We start from the raw sequence: 16292 nt of genomic DNA, 5'->3' as shown, positions 1-16292 counted from the left end.
TCCGTCTGGTGAAACCCCATGCCCCATGCCCAACCCGTGCGCAACGTGCTGTACATCATGTGCGACCAACTGCGCCGCGATTACCTGTCGTGCTACGGCCACGCTCACCTGCACACGCCGAACATCGATCGCCTGGCCGCCGCCGGTGTGCGCTTCAGCCGCGCCTATACCCAAGGCACCATCTGCGGGCCCTCGCGCATGTCGGCCTATACCGGGCGCTACGTCAGCAGCCACCAGGTGGCGTGGAACGCGGTGCCGTTGCCCCTGGAAGAACTGACCATCGGCGACTACCTGCGCCCCTACGGTATCCGCACGGCGCTGGTCGGCAAGACCCACGCCACGCCGAATGTCGAAGCCTTGCAGCGCCTGAATATCGACCCTGGGAGCGAGCAGGCCGAGCCATTGAACGAGGTCGGCTTCGAGGCGTACTTGCGTCACGACGGCATCTACCCCGACAGCCCGCTGTTCGATGACAAACGCGAGTCCGCGCCCTATACCCATTACCTGCGCGAACAGGGCTACAGCGGCACCAACCCGTGGCACGAATGGGCCAATGCCGCAGCAGGTGAAAACGGCGAAGTGCTCAGCGGTTGGCACATGCGCAATGCCGGCCTGCCCGCGCGCGTGGCCGAGGAGCATTCGGAAACCGTCTACACCACCGACCGCGCTATCGACTTTATCCGCGAGCAGGCCGAACAACCGTGGTGCCTGCACTTGTCCTATATCAAGCCACACTGGCCCTACATCGCACCGGCGCCCTATCACGCGCTGTATGGCGCCGAGCATATCCAGGCACCGATCCAGCCCGGGGAAACCAGCGATCACCCGGTGTACCAGGCGTTCCGCCAACACCAGGAGAGCCTGAACTTTTCCCGTGACGAGGTACGGCTCACGGTGATTCCCACCTACATGGGCTTGATCAAACAAGTCGACGACCAACTCGGGCGACTGTTCGATTTCCTGCAAAGCAACGGCCGTTGGGACGACACCCTGATTGTGTTCACCAGCGACCACGGCGACTTTCTCGGCGATCACTTCCTCGGCGAAAAAGAATTTTTGCTGGAACCGGCCGTGGGCATTCCGCTGATCGTGCGCGACCCACGGGCCGCGGCCGATATCAGCCGTGGCACAGTGGACGCGCGGCTGGTGGAAACCATCGATGCGCTGCCGACTTTCCTTGAGGCCTTGGGTCTGCCCGCCGCCGACCATCGCCTGGAAGGCCGCTCGCTGATCCCGCTGCTGCATTGCCAAGAAACGAGCTGGCGCCGCTACGCCATCGCCGAGTACGACTACGCCTTCCAGGCCCCGGCCCGCGAACGCCTGGCGCAACCCATCGACCGTTGCCGGATGACGATGGTACGCAGCGAGCGCTGGAAATACCTGGCGTACGACGGCTTTCGCGCACAACTGTTCGACCTGGAAAACGACCCGCAGGAGCTGCACGACCTGGGCAGCGACCCGGCCTATGCCCAAGTGCGCGACATTCATTTGGGGTATCTGTTCGAATGGCTGCGCGGGTTGAAACGGCGCACCACCATCAGCCACACAGAGATCGATCTGCGTGGCCAACGGTTTCGTTACGGTGAGCCGGAGGCGGAGAAAGTGGTGAAAATCGGCGTCTGGTAAACCACAAATCGAATGTGGGAGGTGCCGCTGTCGCGCAGCAAATGGGTACCTCCGTGGCGAGCCCTGATGCCGATCAGTTAAGAGATAGAACGGGCAAACAGTAACCCGTGGCGAGCGGGCTTGCCCTAATGCCGTTCAGTTAAGCGTACATCGCCTTTTGTAGGAGCGAGCTTGCTCGCGAAAAACTCACAGGCGCCGCGTTCATTCAGGAGACACGCGTTATCGTTGACGTTTTTGTAGGAGCGAGCTTGCTCGCGAAAAACTCACAGGCGCCGCGTTCATTCAGGAGACACGCGTTATCGTTGACGTTTTTCGCGAGCAAGCTCGCTCCTACAAAAAAGCCTTAACTGAATGGCATCAGGGCTTGCCCCCTCCCACAGGTGAAGCGTTGTCAGCTCAGAGACCTTTGGTGGTCTGGCTGCGCTGCCCCTGCACACCCACCGGCACATCGCCCTTGAGCGTCACCCGGCGCACGATGCGTTCCTGGGTGCCGTAGTCGTCCACCGCGTAATGCTGGGTCGCGCGGTTGTCCCAGATCGCCACGTCGCCGGTATTCCAACGCCAGCGCACGGTGTTTTCCAGGCGGGTGACGTGGCTTTGCAAGAGGTTGAACAACTGGGTCGAATCTGCCTGGGAATAGCCTTTCAGGCGCTTGACGAAGTGCCCCAGCAACAGGGTCTTCTCACCACTGACCGGGTGTACGCGCACCACCGGGTGCTCGGTTTCGTACACCGTCGAGGTGAACACCTTGCGGTATGCCTCGAGCCGCTCTGCCGACACATCCGGCTTGAGCGCGGCGTAGTCGTATTCGTTGCTGTGCACCGCCCACAAGTTATCCGCCAGTGCGCGCAGTTCGACGCTGAGGTCGTTGTAGGCGCTTGAGGTGTTGGCCCACACCGTGTCGCCACCGGACTTGGGGGCGAGTACCGAACGCAGGATCGAGGCTTTCGGGTAGGCGTCGACGAAGGTCACGTCGGTGTGCCAGGAATTGGCGCGCTGGCCACGGGTGCCGTCCAGTTCCATCAGGAAGCGCGTACCGTCGCGCACCGGCACCGTCGGGTGGGCAATCGGCTCGCCGAGCAAGTGGGCGAAAGCTTCCTGGCTCTGGTCATCGAGGTGGGTCTGCTCACGGAAGAAGATCACCTTGTATTGCACCAGCGCCTGCTGGATGGCGTCGACCGTGGCGGCATCCAGATCGCCGGACAGCCTGATGCCACGGATCTCGGCGCCGATGCGGCCGGCGACCGGGTGAATATCCAGTGCCTGGGCGACGGGTTGAACAGCTAATGCGGCGTTGCTCATTGTGATGACCCTCTTGTGCCTACTGATGGTGGGGAGCTTTCCGACAACGCTCTATTCATATGCAATTTAGATCTAGCAAATGAACCAATGCTTCATTGACGGAATAAGAGCTTGCATTTAAAACCTCTGCTCCCGTGGTCGCAAATGCCTTCGACCTATTTTTAAGATGCAGGGAAAGCATATGGATCTTCGCCAACTGCGGTACTTCATCGCCCTCAACGAACACCGCAGTTTCGTGCGTGCGGCGGACGCCATGGGCATCACCCAACCGGCGTTCAGCCGCAGCATCCAGGGGCTGGAACAGGAATTCGGCTGTGTGCTGGTCGACCGCGGCCACAAGGATCTGCGCCCCACGCCGGAAGGCCAAGTGGTACTGCAACACGCGCTGACCCTGGTGCATGGCGCCAACCTGCTGAGCAGTGAAGTGACGCGCATGACCAAGCTCGACGCCGGCGACCTGCGCTTTGGCTGCGGCCCCGCGCCGGCGGTGAAACTGGTGCCGGATGCGGTGGCGCGTTTTATCAGCGCCCACCCGAAAATCCGTACCAGTTTCCAGGTGGATAACTGGGAAAAACTCAGCCGCGCCCTGAGCCGCGAAGAGATCGAATTCTTTATCGCCGACATCCGTCAGTTCGAAGCTGATCCGAATTTCCAGACCCGTGCACTGACGCCCAAGCGCGGGGTATTTTTCTGCCGCCCGGGGCACCCGCTGCTGGACAAGGACAGCCTGTCGACCAACGACATGTTCGACTACCCGCTGGCGTCGCCGCTGATCTCTCAGGGCATTCGCAAACTGTTGGCGAACCTGAGTGGGCGCATGGATTTTTCCCCGAGCATCCAGACCGAACATTTCCCGGCGCTGGTGAAGATTGTGCTGCAGTCCAATGCCATCGGAGTGGGCACCGAGGAGGCGTTCGCCGACGACATCGCCCAGGGCACGTTGAAGCTGCTGCACTGGCGCAACCTGCCGCAGAACATGGAGACCATGAGCGCCCGCTGCGGCATCGTCAGCCGCACCGGTTCGCGGTTGTCGCCGGCGGCGAAGGCGATGATCGAGACCTTGGTGGAGGTGGACAGCCAGGAGATGAGTGTGGCGGTTTGAAGGGGCTCATCGCCTGGACACCTCCCAACTCAGAGCCCCGCCGCGGCCAGATTCGGCGCCACCCAGTCACTCACGTGGAACGACTTGCGAATCAGCTTCTCCTGGGAGGCCAGGTCCACCGCGCCCTGCAATTTAGCCAGGAACACCGGGTCCAGGGTCGACGGGAAGACCTCGCTGAGGGTCTGGTCTTTCAAGTCATTGGTGAGGATCAGCGGCGGGTAGCTGGCCAGCCCGGACACCAGCGCAATGTAGGCTTGCTTGTTGTTGTCATCGGTCAACCATTGCACCGCCTGCTGCTGGGCCTTGAGCAGCTTGGCCACGGCGTCGGGATGCTCGTCGACAAACTGTTTGCTGCCCACCAGCACCGCCTGGACGCTGCCGGCGCCGCCGAGGTCCTTGGTGGTCAGGGGTATTTCAGCCAGCCCCTTGGCTTGCAACGCCGTCAGGTTCGAACCGCCCCAGGTGGCGTCGATCTGCTTGGCGGCCAGCGCCGCACCGGCGGCGTTGAAGTCCAGGTTGATGACCTTCAGGTCTTTTTCACTCAAGCCCTGGCTGGCCAATGCGGCATCGAACGACAACTGGCTGGCCGTACCACGGAACACCGCGACGCGCTTGCCCTTGAGGTCCTGCAAGGTCTTGATGCCTGAGCCCGGCACCACGCCGAGGTACTGCTTGACGTCGCGCGCGCTGGCACTGAGCAAGCGCGTCTCCAGGCCATTGGAACGACCGATGATCGCAGCCAGGTCGCCCAGGTAAGCCAGATCCACCTGGCCATTGGCGAAGGCTTCATTGATCACGGGGCCGGCGCCCTTGAAGTAGTTCCACTGGATCTTGATGCCTTGGTCGGCAAAGGCTTTTTCGAAGATCTGCTGCTCGCGCAGCACGTCCGTTATGCCCCCACCACTGTGCTGGCTGCCGGCGCTGAGGTCGGGCACGGCGATGCGGATTTCCTTGAGGTCGGCAGCCTGTACCAGGCCCGCCAGTGCGGTGCCTGCGACCAGGGTGATCAGACGTTTGAAAGGCAGTTTCATAAGCGCAGCTCCTTGTGGGCGAGGGTCGCCTGGGGAGCAGAAAGTAGGCACAGGCAGATAAAAACTTTAAATACTATAAATTCACAATTTAATAGCTTTTAGATCTATGCAAGTGAAAACGCCGGCCCCAGAGGACTATGCATAAACAGCATCGAAAATATTCTTCGAATGCATTGGATGCGTGCCGGGCAGAAGCTTTAAATGATTTTTCTTATCCCTCAATCATCTTGATTGCGTTTTTATAAGATCAAAAACACATAACGCCATCGGCGACAACGGAGGTCCTCCATGGCCCGAATTTCACTTTTGAGCCTCCCGCTCGCGGCCCCCGGCGCCACGCCACGCTGGCCGCTGCGCAGTGAACGGCTGTTGCCATGGTTGCTGCCGGTGACGCTGTTGGCGCTGTGGTGGCTGGCCAGCCGCAATCACTGGATGAGCGAGCAGATCCTGCCGCCACCGTCCCTGGTGTGGAGCAGCGCTGTGGAACTGGCCGGCGGCGAGTTGTGGAGCCACCTGGCAGTCAGCCTGCAACGCCTGTTCTGGGGGCTGCTGGCGGGCATTGGCGCCGGGGCGCTGCTGGGGGCGTTGCTGGGTTTCAGTGCGCGCGCCGAGCGCCTGGTGTTTCCGACGTTCAGCGCATTGTCGCAAGTACCGACGCTGGCCTGGATTCCACTGTTCATGGTGTTCTTCGGCATTGGCGAAACCCTCAAACTGGTGGTGCTGGTGAAGGCGATCGTGGTGCCCGTGACCCTGCATACCCTGGTCGGCGTACGCGACGCCCAACCCCAGTTGCGTGAAGCCGCCCGTGTATTGCGCCTGCCCACGTATCTGTTGATCCGTCGCCTGATCCTGCCCGCCGCGCTGCCGGCATTCATGGCCGGTGTACGCCTGGCCCTGGCGGCCGGCTGGACCTCGCTGCTGGCGGTGGAATTGCTGGCCTCCAGCGAAGGCATCGGCTACCTGATGGTGTGGGCGCGCCAGCTGTTCATGCTCGATATTGTCTTCGTGTGCATCGTGGTCATCGGCGTATTCGGCGTGGTGATGGATCGCGGCATTGGCTGGCTGGATCGCAAATGGGTGCACTGGCCCCATCCGGCCACGGCGCAGATTCGTCGCGGGCCGCGCTATCAAGGCTGGCAGCGTTTGCAACCGTGGTTGCTGCCCTTGCTGTTGCTGGCGCTGTGGCAGGTCGCGACGCAACAAGGCTGGGTAGACCCGAACATTCTGGTCAGCCCATGGGTGGTGTTGCACACCACCGTCGCCGGGGTCGTGGATGGCAACCTGAGCGCTGCACTGGGCACCAGCCTGGGGCGAAGCCTGGGCGGGTTGGTACTCGGGGGCGGCCTTGGCTTTGCCATGGGCCTGTGGCTGGGGCTGTCCCGGCGCAGCGAGCGGGTCCTCGGGCCGACCCTGGCTGCCTTGCGCCAGATCGCGATTTTCGCCTGGGTGCCGTTGCTCACTGCCTGGTTTGGCCTGGGTGAGTTGGCCAAGTGGGTGTTCATCGCCCTCGCCGCCTTCTTCCCGCTGTTTATCGCCACCCAACGCAGCGTGCTGAATCTGTCGCCGCAGCTCAACGAAGCGGCGCAGGTGTTGCGCCTGAACCTGTTCCAACGGTTACGACGCCTGGTGCTGCCAGGCGCCGCAGCCGGTATTTTCGCCGGCCTGCGCCTGAGCCTGATCTACGCCTGGCTGGGCACCATCGGTGCGGAATATTTCATGCCGTCCAACGGCGGTATCGGCAGCCTGATGATCGGCGCCCAACAACTGCTGCGCATGGACCTGATCATGAGCGGCATGCTCCTGGTCGGCCTCACCGGCGCGGCCCTCAACCTGATCGGCCAGCGCATCGAAACCCGCGCCACCCGCTGGAGACACGCATGAACGCACCTATCGTCAGCTTCAACCATGTGGGCAAGACCTTTGACGTCGATGGCTTCGAGCTGGAAGCCATCCGTGAATTCAACCTGGAGATTGCCGAAGGCGAATTCGTCGCGATTGTCGGCTCCAGCGGCTGCGGCAAATCCACCCTGCTGCGCCTGTTGGTGGGGCTGGATACGCAGTTTCGCGGCGAGATCCGCGTCGACGGCAAAGCGGTCAACGGCATCGGCGGCGAACGCGGCATCGTGTTCCAGGAGCACCGTTTGTTCCCCTGGCTGACCGTGGCGGAAAACATCGGCCTGGGCCTGGTCAACGAGCCGTTGAGCGAGGCCGAGCGAAACCGGCGCATTGCAGACTTTATCGAACTGGTCGGCCTCACCGACTTCACCCGCGCCTATCCGCACCAACTGTCCGGTGGCATGGCGCAACGGGTGGCGATTGCCCGCGGCCTGGTGGCCAGCCCGCGCATCCTGCTGCTGGACGAACCGTTCGGCGCCCTCGACGCCCTGACCCGCCAGCAAATGCAGGACGAACTCCTGGCAATCCGCGCCCGCGCCAAAATCACCACGGTATTAGTGACCCACGATGTGGAGGAAGCGATTTTCCTCGCCGACCGCGTGGTGGTGATGGAGCCCCGGCCTGGGCGAATCAAGCAGGTGGTGGATATCGCCCTGCCCCACCCGCGCCAGCGCAGCAGTTTCGAATTCCACCAACTGCGTGAAGAGCTGCTGCACGAACTGACCAGCGACGGCCATTACCAGCCGCCCGCGCGCGAACAGATCCGCGACCTGCCACTGGCCTTTATTGCCTGCTGAAAAACCGCCTGCTAATGAGGAGTGCCTTGATGCCGCAACGTCCCAATTTTCTCGTGATCCTGGCCGATGACATGGGCTTCTCCGACCTCGGCGCCTTTGGCGGGGAAATTTCCACCCCGCATCTGGACGCCCTGGCGCTGAACGGCCTGCGCCTGACCGACTTCCACACCGCCCCCACCTGCTCGCCCACCCGCTCGATGCTGCTGACTGGCACCGACCACCATATCGCCGGTATCGGCACCATGGCCGAGGCGCTGACCCCGGAGCTGATCGGTAAGCCCGGCTACGAGGGTTACTTGAATGACAAGGTGGTGGCGCTGCCAGAGCTGCTGCGCGAGGCCGGTTACCAGACGCTGATGAGCGGCAAGTGGCACCTGGGCCTGACCGCCGAACTGGCGCCTCACGCCCGCGGTTTCGAGCGTTCGTTCTCACTGCTGCCGGGGGCGGCCAACCACTACGGCTTCGAACCGACCTATAACGACGACACCCCAGGCCTGCTCAAATCCACCCCGGCGCTGTACATCGAAGACGACCGGTTCGTCGAGCAGTTGCCCAAGGATTTCTATTCCTCGGATGCCTTCGGCGACAAGCTGCTGCACTACCTCAAGGAGCGCGACCAGGCCCGGCCGTTCTTCGCTTACCTGCCGTTTTCGGCGCCGCACTGGCCGTTGCAAGCGCCTGCGGACATCGTCGAGAAGTACCGTGGCCGCTACGACGCCGGCCCCGAAGTGCTGCGCCTGGAACGCCTGGAAAAACTCAAGGCACTGGGGCTGATCGACGCTGAAGTCGAACCCCACCCGTTGATCGAGCTGACCACCCAGTGGGCCGCCTTGACCGACGAGCAGCGCCAGGTATCGGCGCGGGCCATGGAGGTGTATGCGGCGATGGTCGAGCGCATGGACTGGAACATCGGCCGGGTCGTGGATTACCTGCGCCAGCAGGGGCAGTTGGACAATACGTTCATTGTGTTCATGTCCGACAACGGCGCCGAAGGTGCGCTGTTGGAGGCGTTCCCCAAGTTCGGACCGCAGTTGCTCACCTACCTCAACCAACATTACGACAACAGCCTGGACAACATTGGCCGCGCCAACTCCTATGTCTGGTATGGCCCGTCATGGGCGCAGGTGGCGACGGCGCCGTCGCGGTTGTTCAAGGCGTTCACCACCGAAGGCGGGATTCGCGTACCGGCGCTGGTGCACTATCCGCAGCTGTCGCTCAAAGGTCGTATCAGCCACGGGTTCGGCACGGTGATGGACATCACGCCGACCATCCTGGACCTGGCCGGCGTGCGTCATCCGGGCAAACAATGGCGCGGCAAGCCGGTGGCGCCGCTGCGGGGCAAGTCGTGGCTGGGCTTCCTCTCTGGCGAAACCACCCAGGTGCACGACGACAATACGGTGACCGGCTGGGAACTGTTTGGCCGCCGCGCGATTCGCCAGGGCCAGTGGAAGGCCGTATACATCCCCGGCCCCGTGGGCCCGGCGACCTGGCAGCTGTATGACCTGGGCCAGGACCCTGGAGAAATCCACGACCTGGCCTTGAGTCATCCGGACAAACTCGCCACGTTAATCGGCCACTGGCAACAGTATGTGGACGAAACCGGCGTGGTGCTCAGCGCATCGCCGTTTCAGCCGGATTGAGGCGGGCCTGCGGCCGCGTGGCGGGTTCAAGCCGATTGGCCCGCGCAAACGTACCGAAATCATTGAACCGCACGCCCATCTCCGCCATGACCTTATGCGCCACCTTGGCCGTCATCTGGCGGATGTAGAACGGTTCCTTGACCACAAAATGGTGAATCCCGTGGGTGCTGCCGAAGTTGAAGCAGAACGCCTGCAATGGCCACATCCACCAGGGGTTGAGTACTTGGGTCTGCTGGATCACATTGCCCAGCTCAACATCGCCGTAGTAGTGCATGTTGGAACTGACGAAGTGCAGGCAAAAGGTGCGCAGCACGTTGGGGCCGATGATCACCACGGCCGCGATATCGATCACGTGCATCACCTGCAAGGTACCGGCGGACCAGGCGATCGGCGTGCCCAGCAGGCTGGCGATGCCGTTGGCCGCGTGGAAACCGAGGAATACGTACCACGCGCCCCAATGCAGCAACGCCAGCGGCGCATACACCAGCAGCGAACGCTTGAGGATCTTGAGTTTGTGGTCCCAGGTCTTGGCGCGCAGCATGCGGATAAACGCCGACATCACGTTATCGCCCACCATCAGCAACCGCGCCAAGCCCCAGGGCTCGCCGTTGGTGATGGCGCGTTCCTCCATATCGGTCTCGGTGCCGGAGACCTTGTGATGATTGAGGTGCAGGTGCCGGCGAATCCACGGGTTGATGGTGCTCGGCCGCGCCAGCCAGACCAGGCCCATCATCAAGTTGTGCGGCAGGCGCTGCTTGCGAAAATACATGCTGTGGATCAGGTCGTGTTCCAGCTCGTGGGTCAGTGAGGCCAGGAACGCGTTCAGCAACAGGCACACCCACCAGGCCATGGCCCCGGTGATATAGAGCGCCGCCGAGCCGATCATGCCGGCCAAGGCAAACGCCAGTATGCCCGCGCCCAATGCGTCTTGATGCAACAGCCAGGGGTGCTGCTGGCGCAAGCGCACGCCTTCGGCCAGCACCACCTCACGGATATGCGCCGAACGCTGTTGTGCGTTCATCTGCTGGGGACTTGCAGAAGTACCGTCCATGCTTCCATCCTCTTGTTTACTGATGTGTCCATCCTGCCCCAAGCGATCCGGCAGGACGCTAGCCCCGGACGCCAACCTGTTGACCGCAAGCGCCAATCGCCATGACCGAACCAACTTCCCTCGCCAGCTGGACCCGCGCACTGCGCAAGCAGCTCGACGCCCTGGGCCTCGACAGCGCCGCCCTGTGCGCCCAGGCCGGTCTCGACCCCCAGCAGATGGACGACCCCAATGCGCGCTACCCGTTGTCGGCCACCACCCGGCTATGGGAACTGGCGGTGCAGGCCAGCAACGACCCGGCGATCGGCTTGCGGGTGTCGCGGTTTGTCAGCCCGACCACCTTTCATGCGTTGGGCTATGCGTTGGTGGCCAGCGGCAGCCTGCGCGAGGTGTTCGAACGCATCGTGCGTTATCACCAGGTGGTCAGCGATGCCCTGACGCTGGAGCTGAGCCGGGAGGGCGAGCGCTACCGCTTTCGCCTGCTGCAACCGCCGGGCAGCCCGGCGCCGGCGCTGGAAGCCATCGATGCATTTGCCGCGATCTATGTGCGCACCTGCCGCAATCGCCTGGGCCGCGACTATGCGCCGTTGGCGGTTTACCTACGGCGCCCGGAACCCGCCGACCCCAAGCCCTGGCACACGGTGTTCCGCGCCCCGGTGTTTTTCGGCGCCGAGGAAGACCGCCTCGAATTCGCCGCCAGGGATTTCGACAGCCACCTGGACGATGCCAACCCGGAACTGGCCGAACACAACGAAACCGTGCTCAAACGCACCCTCGCCCAACTGCAACCGCTGACCTGGGAACGCAAGGTGCGCGCGGCCATCGAGGCGCAACTGCCCGATGGCGAGCCGAATGCCGAGCGGATTGCCCAGGCGTTGCATTTGAGTTTGCGCAGTTTGCAACGGCATCTGGCGGACGAGGGGTGTCGCTTTGATGCGTTGCTCAATGAATGCCGGGAAAACCTGGCGCTGCTGCACTTGCGTGATCCGCAGTGCTCATTGGCGGAGATCAGTCATCTGCTCGGGTTTGCTGATACCAGCAGCTTTAATCGCGCGTTCAAGCGCTGGACGGGGATGACGCCGGGGCAGTTTCGGGATGGGTTGCGGTAGGTGGATTTGCGGGGTGGCTGAAGGCCTCATCGGGGGCAAGCCCCCTCCCACAGGGGGACGCATTTCAACTGTGGGAGGGGGCTTGCCCCCGATGGCGATCGTTCGGACACTACCGTCACGGGATCATTCAGCGGCTCCGATCCCGCCGCAACAGTTTCTTGACCCGCATCACCAGTGCCTTGGCCGCAAACGGCTTGAGCAGGTAATCATCCTCGTGCAATTCCAGCCCGCGCAGGCGATCTTCAATCCCACCCGGCGTGGTCAGGAACAACACCGGCGTTTCGCCCTTCTGCCGAATCGCCTGCTGCAACTTCCAGGCATTCAAGCCCGGCAGCATGACATCCAGGATCACCAGGTCGTACTCCGCGCTTTCGACAAACCGCTGCGCCGCCATGCCGTTGGCCGCGACTTCCACGGTGTAGCCCGCCTCGTTCAAACCCTGGGCCATCCGCTGTGCCTCTTCGGATTCATGTTCCACTAACAGCACGCGCATAACACACCTCGATTGATCAGGGTTGCAGGCTAACACCCTCAGGTGTGCGCCGCCTCTCGTAGCCGCTGTGCGTCGAGGATTTCGATCTCGCCGTAGCCCAGGCGCACGATGCCCTGGGCTTGCAGGTCCTTGAGCAAGGCATTGGTGGTCTGGCGCGACAGGCTCAACATCGCCGCCAGGTCTTCTTGGGGCAGTTGCAGCACGCGTTTTGACGGTTCCATGTCGCCGTAACCCTCAACGATCATCAACAGCCGATGGGCCAGGCGGACCGAGGCGGGCATCAGGCTGAGCTGTTCAAGGCCGATAAAACTCAGGCGCAGCTTCTGGCTCATCAACAAGGCCAGGTCACGCCAGTACCGGGGGGACGCCTCGAGGATCTTCAGCAACGCCTGCTGCGGCACCTGCACCAGCGTGCACGGCCCCGTGGCACAGGCGTCGTGGGTGCGCGGCAAGCCGTCGAACAGGCAGATTTCGCCGAACCAATAGGGCGCGCCCACCAGGCTCAACAGCGCTTCCTTGCCGTGCTCGTTCACCGCACTGACACGCAAGGTGCCTTCAAGCACCGCATACAAGCCACAGGGCGGATCACCGCGCTTGAACAGGTATTGTCCCGCCGTCAGCTGCCGCAGCCGGGCATGGGCCAGCAGACTATGCTGGAAAGGTACAGGCAGGTGACTGAACCAGTGACCGACGGCCAGCCGGGCGTGCCATTGCGTCGCATCCATGGGAACTCCGAAGATTGTCGCCCAACTGACAGTTAGTCGCAGGCTGACAGGGCATGATCAAACATCCTACAGGAGGAACAACAATGAAAAGCCTCGTCGACCACCTCAGTCAATACGCCGCCTACCACCGCGACCCGCGCAATATCGCCAGCCACTTTATCGGCATCCCGCTGATCGTGGTGGCCGTCGCGGTGCTGCTTTCACGCCCGGAATGGCCGCTGGCCGGGTTCTGGCTATCGCCGGCCGTCTTGGTCGCGCTGCTGGCGGCGTGGTTTTACCTGCGCCTGGAACTGGCCCTGGGTGTGTTGATGACGGTACTGATGGGGCTGTCAGTGTGGGTCGGGCATGAGCTGGCCGCGCACAGCACGCAGGTGTGGCTCGGCAGCGGCATCGGCATGTTCGTGGTGGGCTGGGTGATTCAGTTCGTCGGGCACTACTACGAAGGCAAGAAACCGGCGTTTGTGGATGATGTGTCGGGGCTGATTGTCGGGCCGCTGTTTGTGGTGGCGGAGTTGGCGTTTCTGCTGGGGTTGCGGCATGACCTGAAGGCGGACATTGAGCAACGCTCGGGCCCGGTGGCGCGCCGCGATCTAAAGCCGAGAGAAATCTAAATGTGGGAGGGGGCTTGCCCCCGATTGCGGTCCTTCAGCCAAGTATTCGTTAGCTGACACACCGCTATCGGGGGCAAGCCCCCTCCCACATTTGGTTCCATTTTCACATTGGGTAGTGCGGAGTTATCAGGCTTTTTGCCAGACCTTGGGCTTGAAGAACAGGGTCTCGCCACGGGCCAGGCCGGTCAGGCTGTCGTGGTCTTTCACCACTTCGGCTTCGATCAGCTCGCTTTGGCCTTCAACCTTCAACGTCACCCGCGTGGTCGCGCCCAAGGGGCGGATATCGCGCACTTCGGCGGCGTGGTGGTCTTCCAGCTCATGACGTGACAGCGACACTTCATGGGGGCGGAACAGCACATGCTGGTCTTCACCCAGGTGCAGGCGGTTGGAGTCGCCGAGGAAGTGGTACACAAAATCGCTGGCCGGGTTTTCGTAGACGTCGCCCGGTGAGCCGATCTGCTCGATCACCCCCTTGTTCATCACCACGATGCGGTCGGCGACTTCCATGGCCTCTTCCTGGTCGTGGGTCACGAACACCGACGTCAGGTTGATGTCTTCGTGCAGGCGCGCCAGCCAGCGGCGCAGCTCTTTACGCACCTTGGCGTCGAGGGCGCCGAACGGTTCATCCAGCAACAGCACTTTGGGCTCTACCGCCAGGGCGCGGGCCAGGGCGATACGCTGGCGTTGGCCACCGGAGAGTTGTTCCGGGTAACGGTCGGCCAGCCAGTCCAACTGCACCATGTTCAGCAGTTCGTGGACTTTGGCCGCGATCTGGCTTTCGTTGGGGCGCTGGTTCTTCGGCTTCATGCGCAGGCCGAAGGCAACGTTGTCGAACACGGTCATGTGGCGGAACAGCGCGTAGTGCTGGAACACAAACCCGACATTGCGATCACGCACGTCGTGGCCGGAGACATCTTCACCGTGGAACACGATGCTGCCGGCATCTGGGGTTTCCAGGCCGGCGATGATGCGCAGCAACGTTGTCTTGCCACAGCCGGAGGGGCCCAGCAACGCCACCAGCTCGCCACTCTGGATATCCAGATTGATGCTGTCCAGGGCCTTGAAAGCGTTGAAGTTCTTGCTGACATTACGGACTTCGATCGACATGACTTATTCCTCAGCCGCTGCGGCGCGCAGGCGGTTAATACGGTTCTCGCTCCACTGCTTGAGCAGCAGGATGAAGAGCGCCAGGATCAGCAGCAGGCTCGCCACCGCAAAGGCGGCGACGTGGTTGTATTCGTTGTAGAGAATCTCGACGTGCAGCGGCAAGGTATTGGTGACCCCACGAATGTGGCCGGACACCACCGACACCGCGCCGAACTCACCCATGGCCCGCGCGGTACACAGCACCACGCCGTAGATCAGGCCCCATTTGATATTCGGCACGGTCACATGCCAGAACATCTGCCAGCCATTGGCGCCCAGCAGGCGCGCGGCCTCTTCTTCCTGGGTGCCCTGTTCCTGCATCAGCGGGATCAGTTCACGGGCGACAAAGGGCACGGTCACGAAGATGGTCGCCAACACGATGCCGGGCAAGGCGAACACGATCTGGATGTCATGCGCCTGCAACCAGGGCCCGAAGAGGCCCTGGGCGCCGAACATCAATACGTAGACCAGGCCCGCGATCACCGGCGAGACCGAGAACGGCAGGTCGATCAGCGTCACCAGGATGCTTTTGCCACGGAACGAGTACTTGCTCACGCACCAGGCGGCGCTGACGCCGAATACCAGGTTGAGCGGCACCGAAATCAACACGGCGATCACCGTGAGTTTCAACGCGGACAACGCATCCGGTTCAAGGATCGCGGTGAAAAACGCACCGAGGCCGTTCTTCAGGCCCTGGGACACCACGATAAACAGCGGCAGCAACAGGAACAGGAAGAACACCAGCCAGCCCAGGCCGATCAGGATGCGCCGGGAAACAGCGCTGCCACGGCGGGCTGCGTTGGCCGAGGCTGCAGCGGAAATAGACGATTGGGACATGTTCCGCGCCTCCTTATGGACGTTCGATGCGCCGCTGCAACAAGTTGATCAGCAGCAACAGGACAAAGGAAACCACAAGCATCAACACGCCGATGGACGTGGCGCCGCGGTAGTCGTATTGGTCGAGCTTGACCATGATCAGCAGCGGCAGGATCTCGGTCTTCATCGGCATGTTGCCGGCGATGAAAATCACCGAACCATACTCACCGACGCCCCGGGCAAACGCCAGGGCGAAGCCGGTCAGCCAGGCGGGCAGCAACGCGGGCACGAGGATATAGCGGAACACCTGCAACGGCTTGGCGCCCAGGCAGGCGGCGGCCTCTTCGACTTCCCGGGGGATATCGGCGAGCACCGGCTGCACCGTGCGCACCACGAACGGCAGCGTGACGAAGGTCAGCGCCAGGGTGATGCCCAAGGGGCTGTAGGCGATCTTGAAACCCAGGTCGGCGGCGAACTGACCGACCAGGCCGGTCGGCGTGTACAGCGCGGTCAGCGCGATACCGGCCACGGCGGTGGGCAGGGCGAACGGCAGGTCGATCATCGCGTCGATGATCTTGCGGCCGGGGAAGGTGTAGCGCACCAGCACCCAGGCCAGCAGCGTGCCGATCACACCGTTGATCAGCGCGGCGTACAACGCGGTGCTGAAGCTCAGTTTCAACGCCGCCAGCACACGGGGTGCGGAGATGATGTTCCAGAACTGATCCCAGGTGAGTTGAGCGGCGTGTACAAACATCGCCGCGAGGGGGATGAGTACGATCAGGCTGAGGTACACCACGGTGTAGCCCAGCGTCAGCCCGAAGCCGGGTATGACGGGGGAAATACGACGCGACATAAGAGTCCTTGGTTAAAGGTAGAAACCACTGTAGGAGCGAGCTTGCTCGCGAAGAACTCAAGGGCACCGCGTTCATTCAGAATGCCCGCGTCATCAT

The 16292-nt window shown here is 62.4% G+C and carries 15 protein-coding genes; 7 read left to right on the top strand and 8 right to left on the bottom strand.

Translation table 11 applies throughout. The features are described 5' to 3' along the window. Positions 1 to 18: 18 nt before the first annotated feature. A complete protein-coding gene (locus tag A7317_RS00880) occupies positions 19 to 1626 on the top strand; it encodes an alkaline phosphatase family protein (RefSeq protein WP_069075012.1) in 1608 nt (535 codons plus the stop codon). Between the two features lie 396 nt (positions 1627 to 2022). On the opposite strand, the gene A7317_RS00875 is transcribed toward A7317_RS00880, so the two are convergent. Then, positions 2023 to 2928 carry a TauD/TfdA dioxygenase family protein gene (locus tag A7317_RS00875; RefSeq protein ID WP_069075011.1) on the bottom strand — a complete coding sequence of 302 codons (906 nt, stop codon included), beginning with the start codon at positions 2926 to 2928 and terminating at the stop codon, positions 2023 to 2025. A gap of 181 nt (positions 2929 to 3109) precedes the next feature. Here A7317_RS00875 and A7317_RS00870 point away from each other — a divergent pair, with 181 nt between their 5' ends. Then, a complete protein-coding gene (locus A7317_RS00870; RefSeq protein WP_024072753.1) occupies positions 3110 to 4030 on the top strand; it encodes a LysR family transcriptional regulator in 921 nt (306 codons plus the stop codon). Between the two features lie 29 nt (positions 4031 to 4059). Here A7317_RS00870 and A7317_RS00865 read toward each other — a convergent pair whose 3' ends face one another. Beyond that, positions 4060 to 5061 carry an ABC transporter substrate-binding protein gene (locus A7317_RS00865; protein ID WP_069075010.1) on the bottom strand — a complete coding sequence of 334 codons (1002 nt, stop codon included), beginning with the start codon at positions 5059 to 5061 and terminating at the stop codon, positions 4060 to 4062. A 288-nt stretch (positions 5062 to 5349) separates the two neighbouring features. Here A7317_RS00865 and A7317_RS00860 point away from each other — a divergent pair, with 288 nt between their 5' ends. From A7317_RS00860 to A7317_RS00850, 3 genes are read left to right on the top strand one after another with little or no spacing between them, the layout of a single operon-like run. After that, complete coding sequence (locus A7317_RS00860) at positions 5350 to 6942, top strand: ABC transporter permease (RefSeq protein WP_069075009.1); 1593 nt, start codon at positions 5350 to 5352, stop codon at positions 6940 to 6942. Continuing rightward, entirely contained in the window at positions 6939 to 7754 is an 816-nt protein-coding gene (locus A7317_RS00855) for an ABC transporter ATP-binding protein (RefSeq protein WP_024072751.1), read from the top strand. The genes A7317_RS00860 and A7317_RS00855 overlap by 4 nt, the downstream gene beginning before the upstream one ends. Positions 7755 to 7783: 29 nt before the next feature. After that, positions 7784 to 9394 carry an arylsulfatase gene (locus A7317_RS00850; RefSeq protein ID WP_069075008.1) on the top strand — a complete coding sequence of 537 codons (1611 nt, stop codon included), beginning with the start codon at positions 7784 to 7786 and terminating at the stop codon, positions 9392 to 9394. On the opposite strand, the gene A7317_RS00845 is transcribed toward A7317_RS00850, so the two are convergent. Then, on the bottom strand, positions 9366 to 10445 hold the full coding sequence (locus tag A7317_RS00845; protein WP_069075007.1) for a fatty acid desaturase: 1080 nt from the start codon (positions 10443 to 10445) through the stop codon (positions 9366 to 9368). The genes A7317_RS00850 and A7317_RS00845 overlap by 29 nt on opposite strands. 101 nt (positions 10446 to 10546) lie before the next feature. On the opposite strand from A7317_RS00845, the gene A7317_RS00840 reads away from it, so the two are divergent. Continuing rightward, positions 10547 to 11551, top strand: a complete 1005-nt coding sequence (locus tag A7317_RS00840) for an AraC family transcriptional regulator (protein WP_024072748.1) — start codon at positions 10547 to 10549, stop codon at positions 11549 to 11551. A 127-nt stretch (positions 11552 to 11678) separates the two neighbouring features. On the opposite strand, the gene A7317_RS00835 is transcribed toward A7317_RS00840, so the two are convergent. Both A7317_RS00835 and A7317_RS00830 read right to left on the bottom strand, forming a co-directional pair. Continuing rightward, entirely contained in the window at positions 11679 to 12044 is a 366-nt protein-coding gene (locus A7317_RS00835) for a response regulator (protein ID WP_024072747.1), read from the bottom strand. Positions 12045 to 12082: 38 nt separating this feature from the next. Further along, complete coding sequence (locus tag A7317_RS00830; RefSeq protein ID WP_069075006.1) at positions 12083 to 12769, bottom strand: Crp/Fnr family transcriptional regulator; 687 nt, start codon at positions 12767 to 12769, stop codon at positions 12083 to 12085. An 83-nt stretch (positions 12770 to 12852) separates the two neighbouring features. Here A7317_RS00830 and A7317_RS00825 point away from each other — a divergent pair, with 83 nt between their 5' ends. After that, positions 12853 to 13380 carry a DUF962 domain-containing protein gene (locus A7317_RS00825; RefSeq protein ID WP_069075005.1) on the top strand — a complete coding sequence of 176 codons (528 nt, stop codon included), beginning with the start codon at positions 12853 to 12855 and terminating at the stop codon, positions 13378 to 13380. Positions 13381 to 13506: 126 nt separating this feature from the next. Here the strand turns inward: A7317_RS00825 and A7317_RS00820 are convergent, their stop codons facing one another. Genes A7317_RS00820 through cysT form a run of 3 tightly spaced genes read right to left on the bottom strand, consistent with a single transcriptional unit; the run spans position 13507 to position 16195 of the window. Continuing rightward, positions 13507 to 14487 (bottom strand): sulfate/molybdate ABC transporter ATP-binding protein, encoded by a 981-nt coding sequence (locus tag A7317_RS00820; protein ID WP_024072744.1) that lies wholly within the window; start codon positions 14485 to 14487, stop codon positions 13507 to 13509. Between the two features lie 3 nt (positions 14488 to 14490). Then, entirely contained in the window at positions 14491 to 15363 is an 873-nt protein-coding gene (gene cysW / locus A7317_RS00815; RefSeq protein WP_024072743.1) for a sulfate ABC transporter permease subunit CysW, read from the bottom strand. A 13-nt stretch (positions 15364 to 15376) separates the two neighbouring features. Continuing rightward, the gene (gene cysT, locus A7317_RS00810; protein WP_024072742.1) at positions 15377 to 16195 is read right to left on the bottom strand and encodes a sulfate ABC transporter permease subunit CysT; all 819 of its coding nucleotides are present in this window, start codon (positions 16193 to 16195) and stop codon (positions 15377 to 15379) included. Between the last annotated feature and the right edge of the window lie 97 nt (positions 16196 to 16292).

Source organism: Pseudomonas fluorescens, from assembly GCF_001708445.1.
Taxonomy (GTDB): domain Bacteria; phylum Pseudomonadota; class Gammaproteobacteria; order Pseudomonadales; family Pseudomonadaceae; genus Aquipseudomonas; species Aquipseudomonas gorinensis.
The sequence above is the reverse complement of the archived record's forward strand: the minus strand, read 5'-3'. Positions and strand labels throughout refer to the sequence as shown.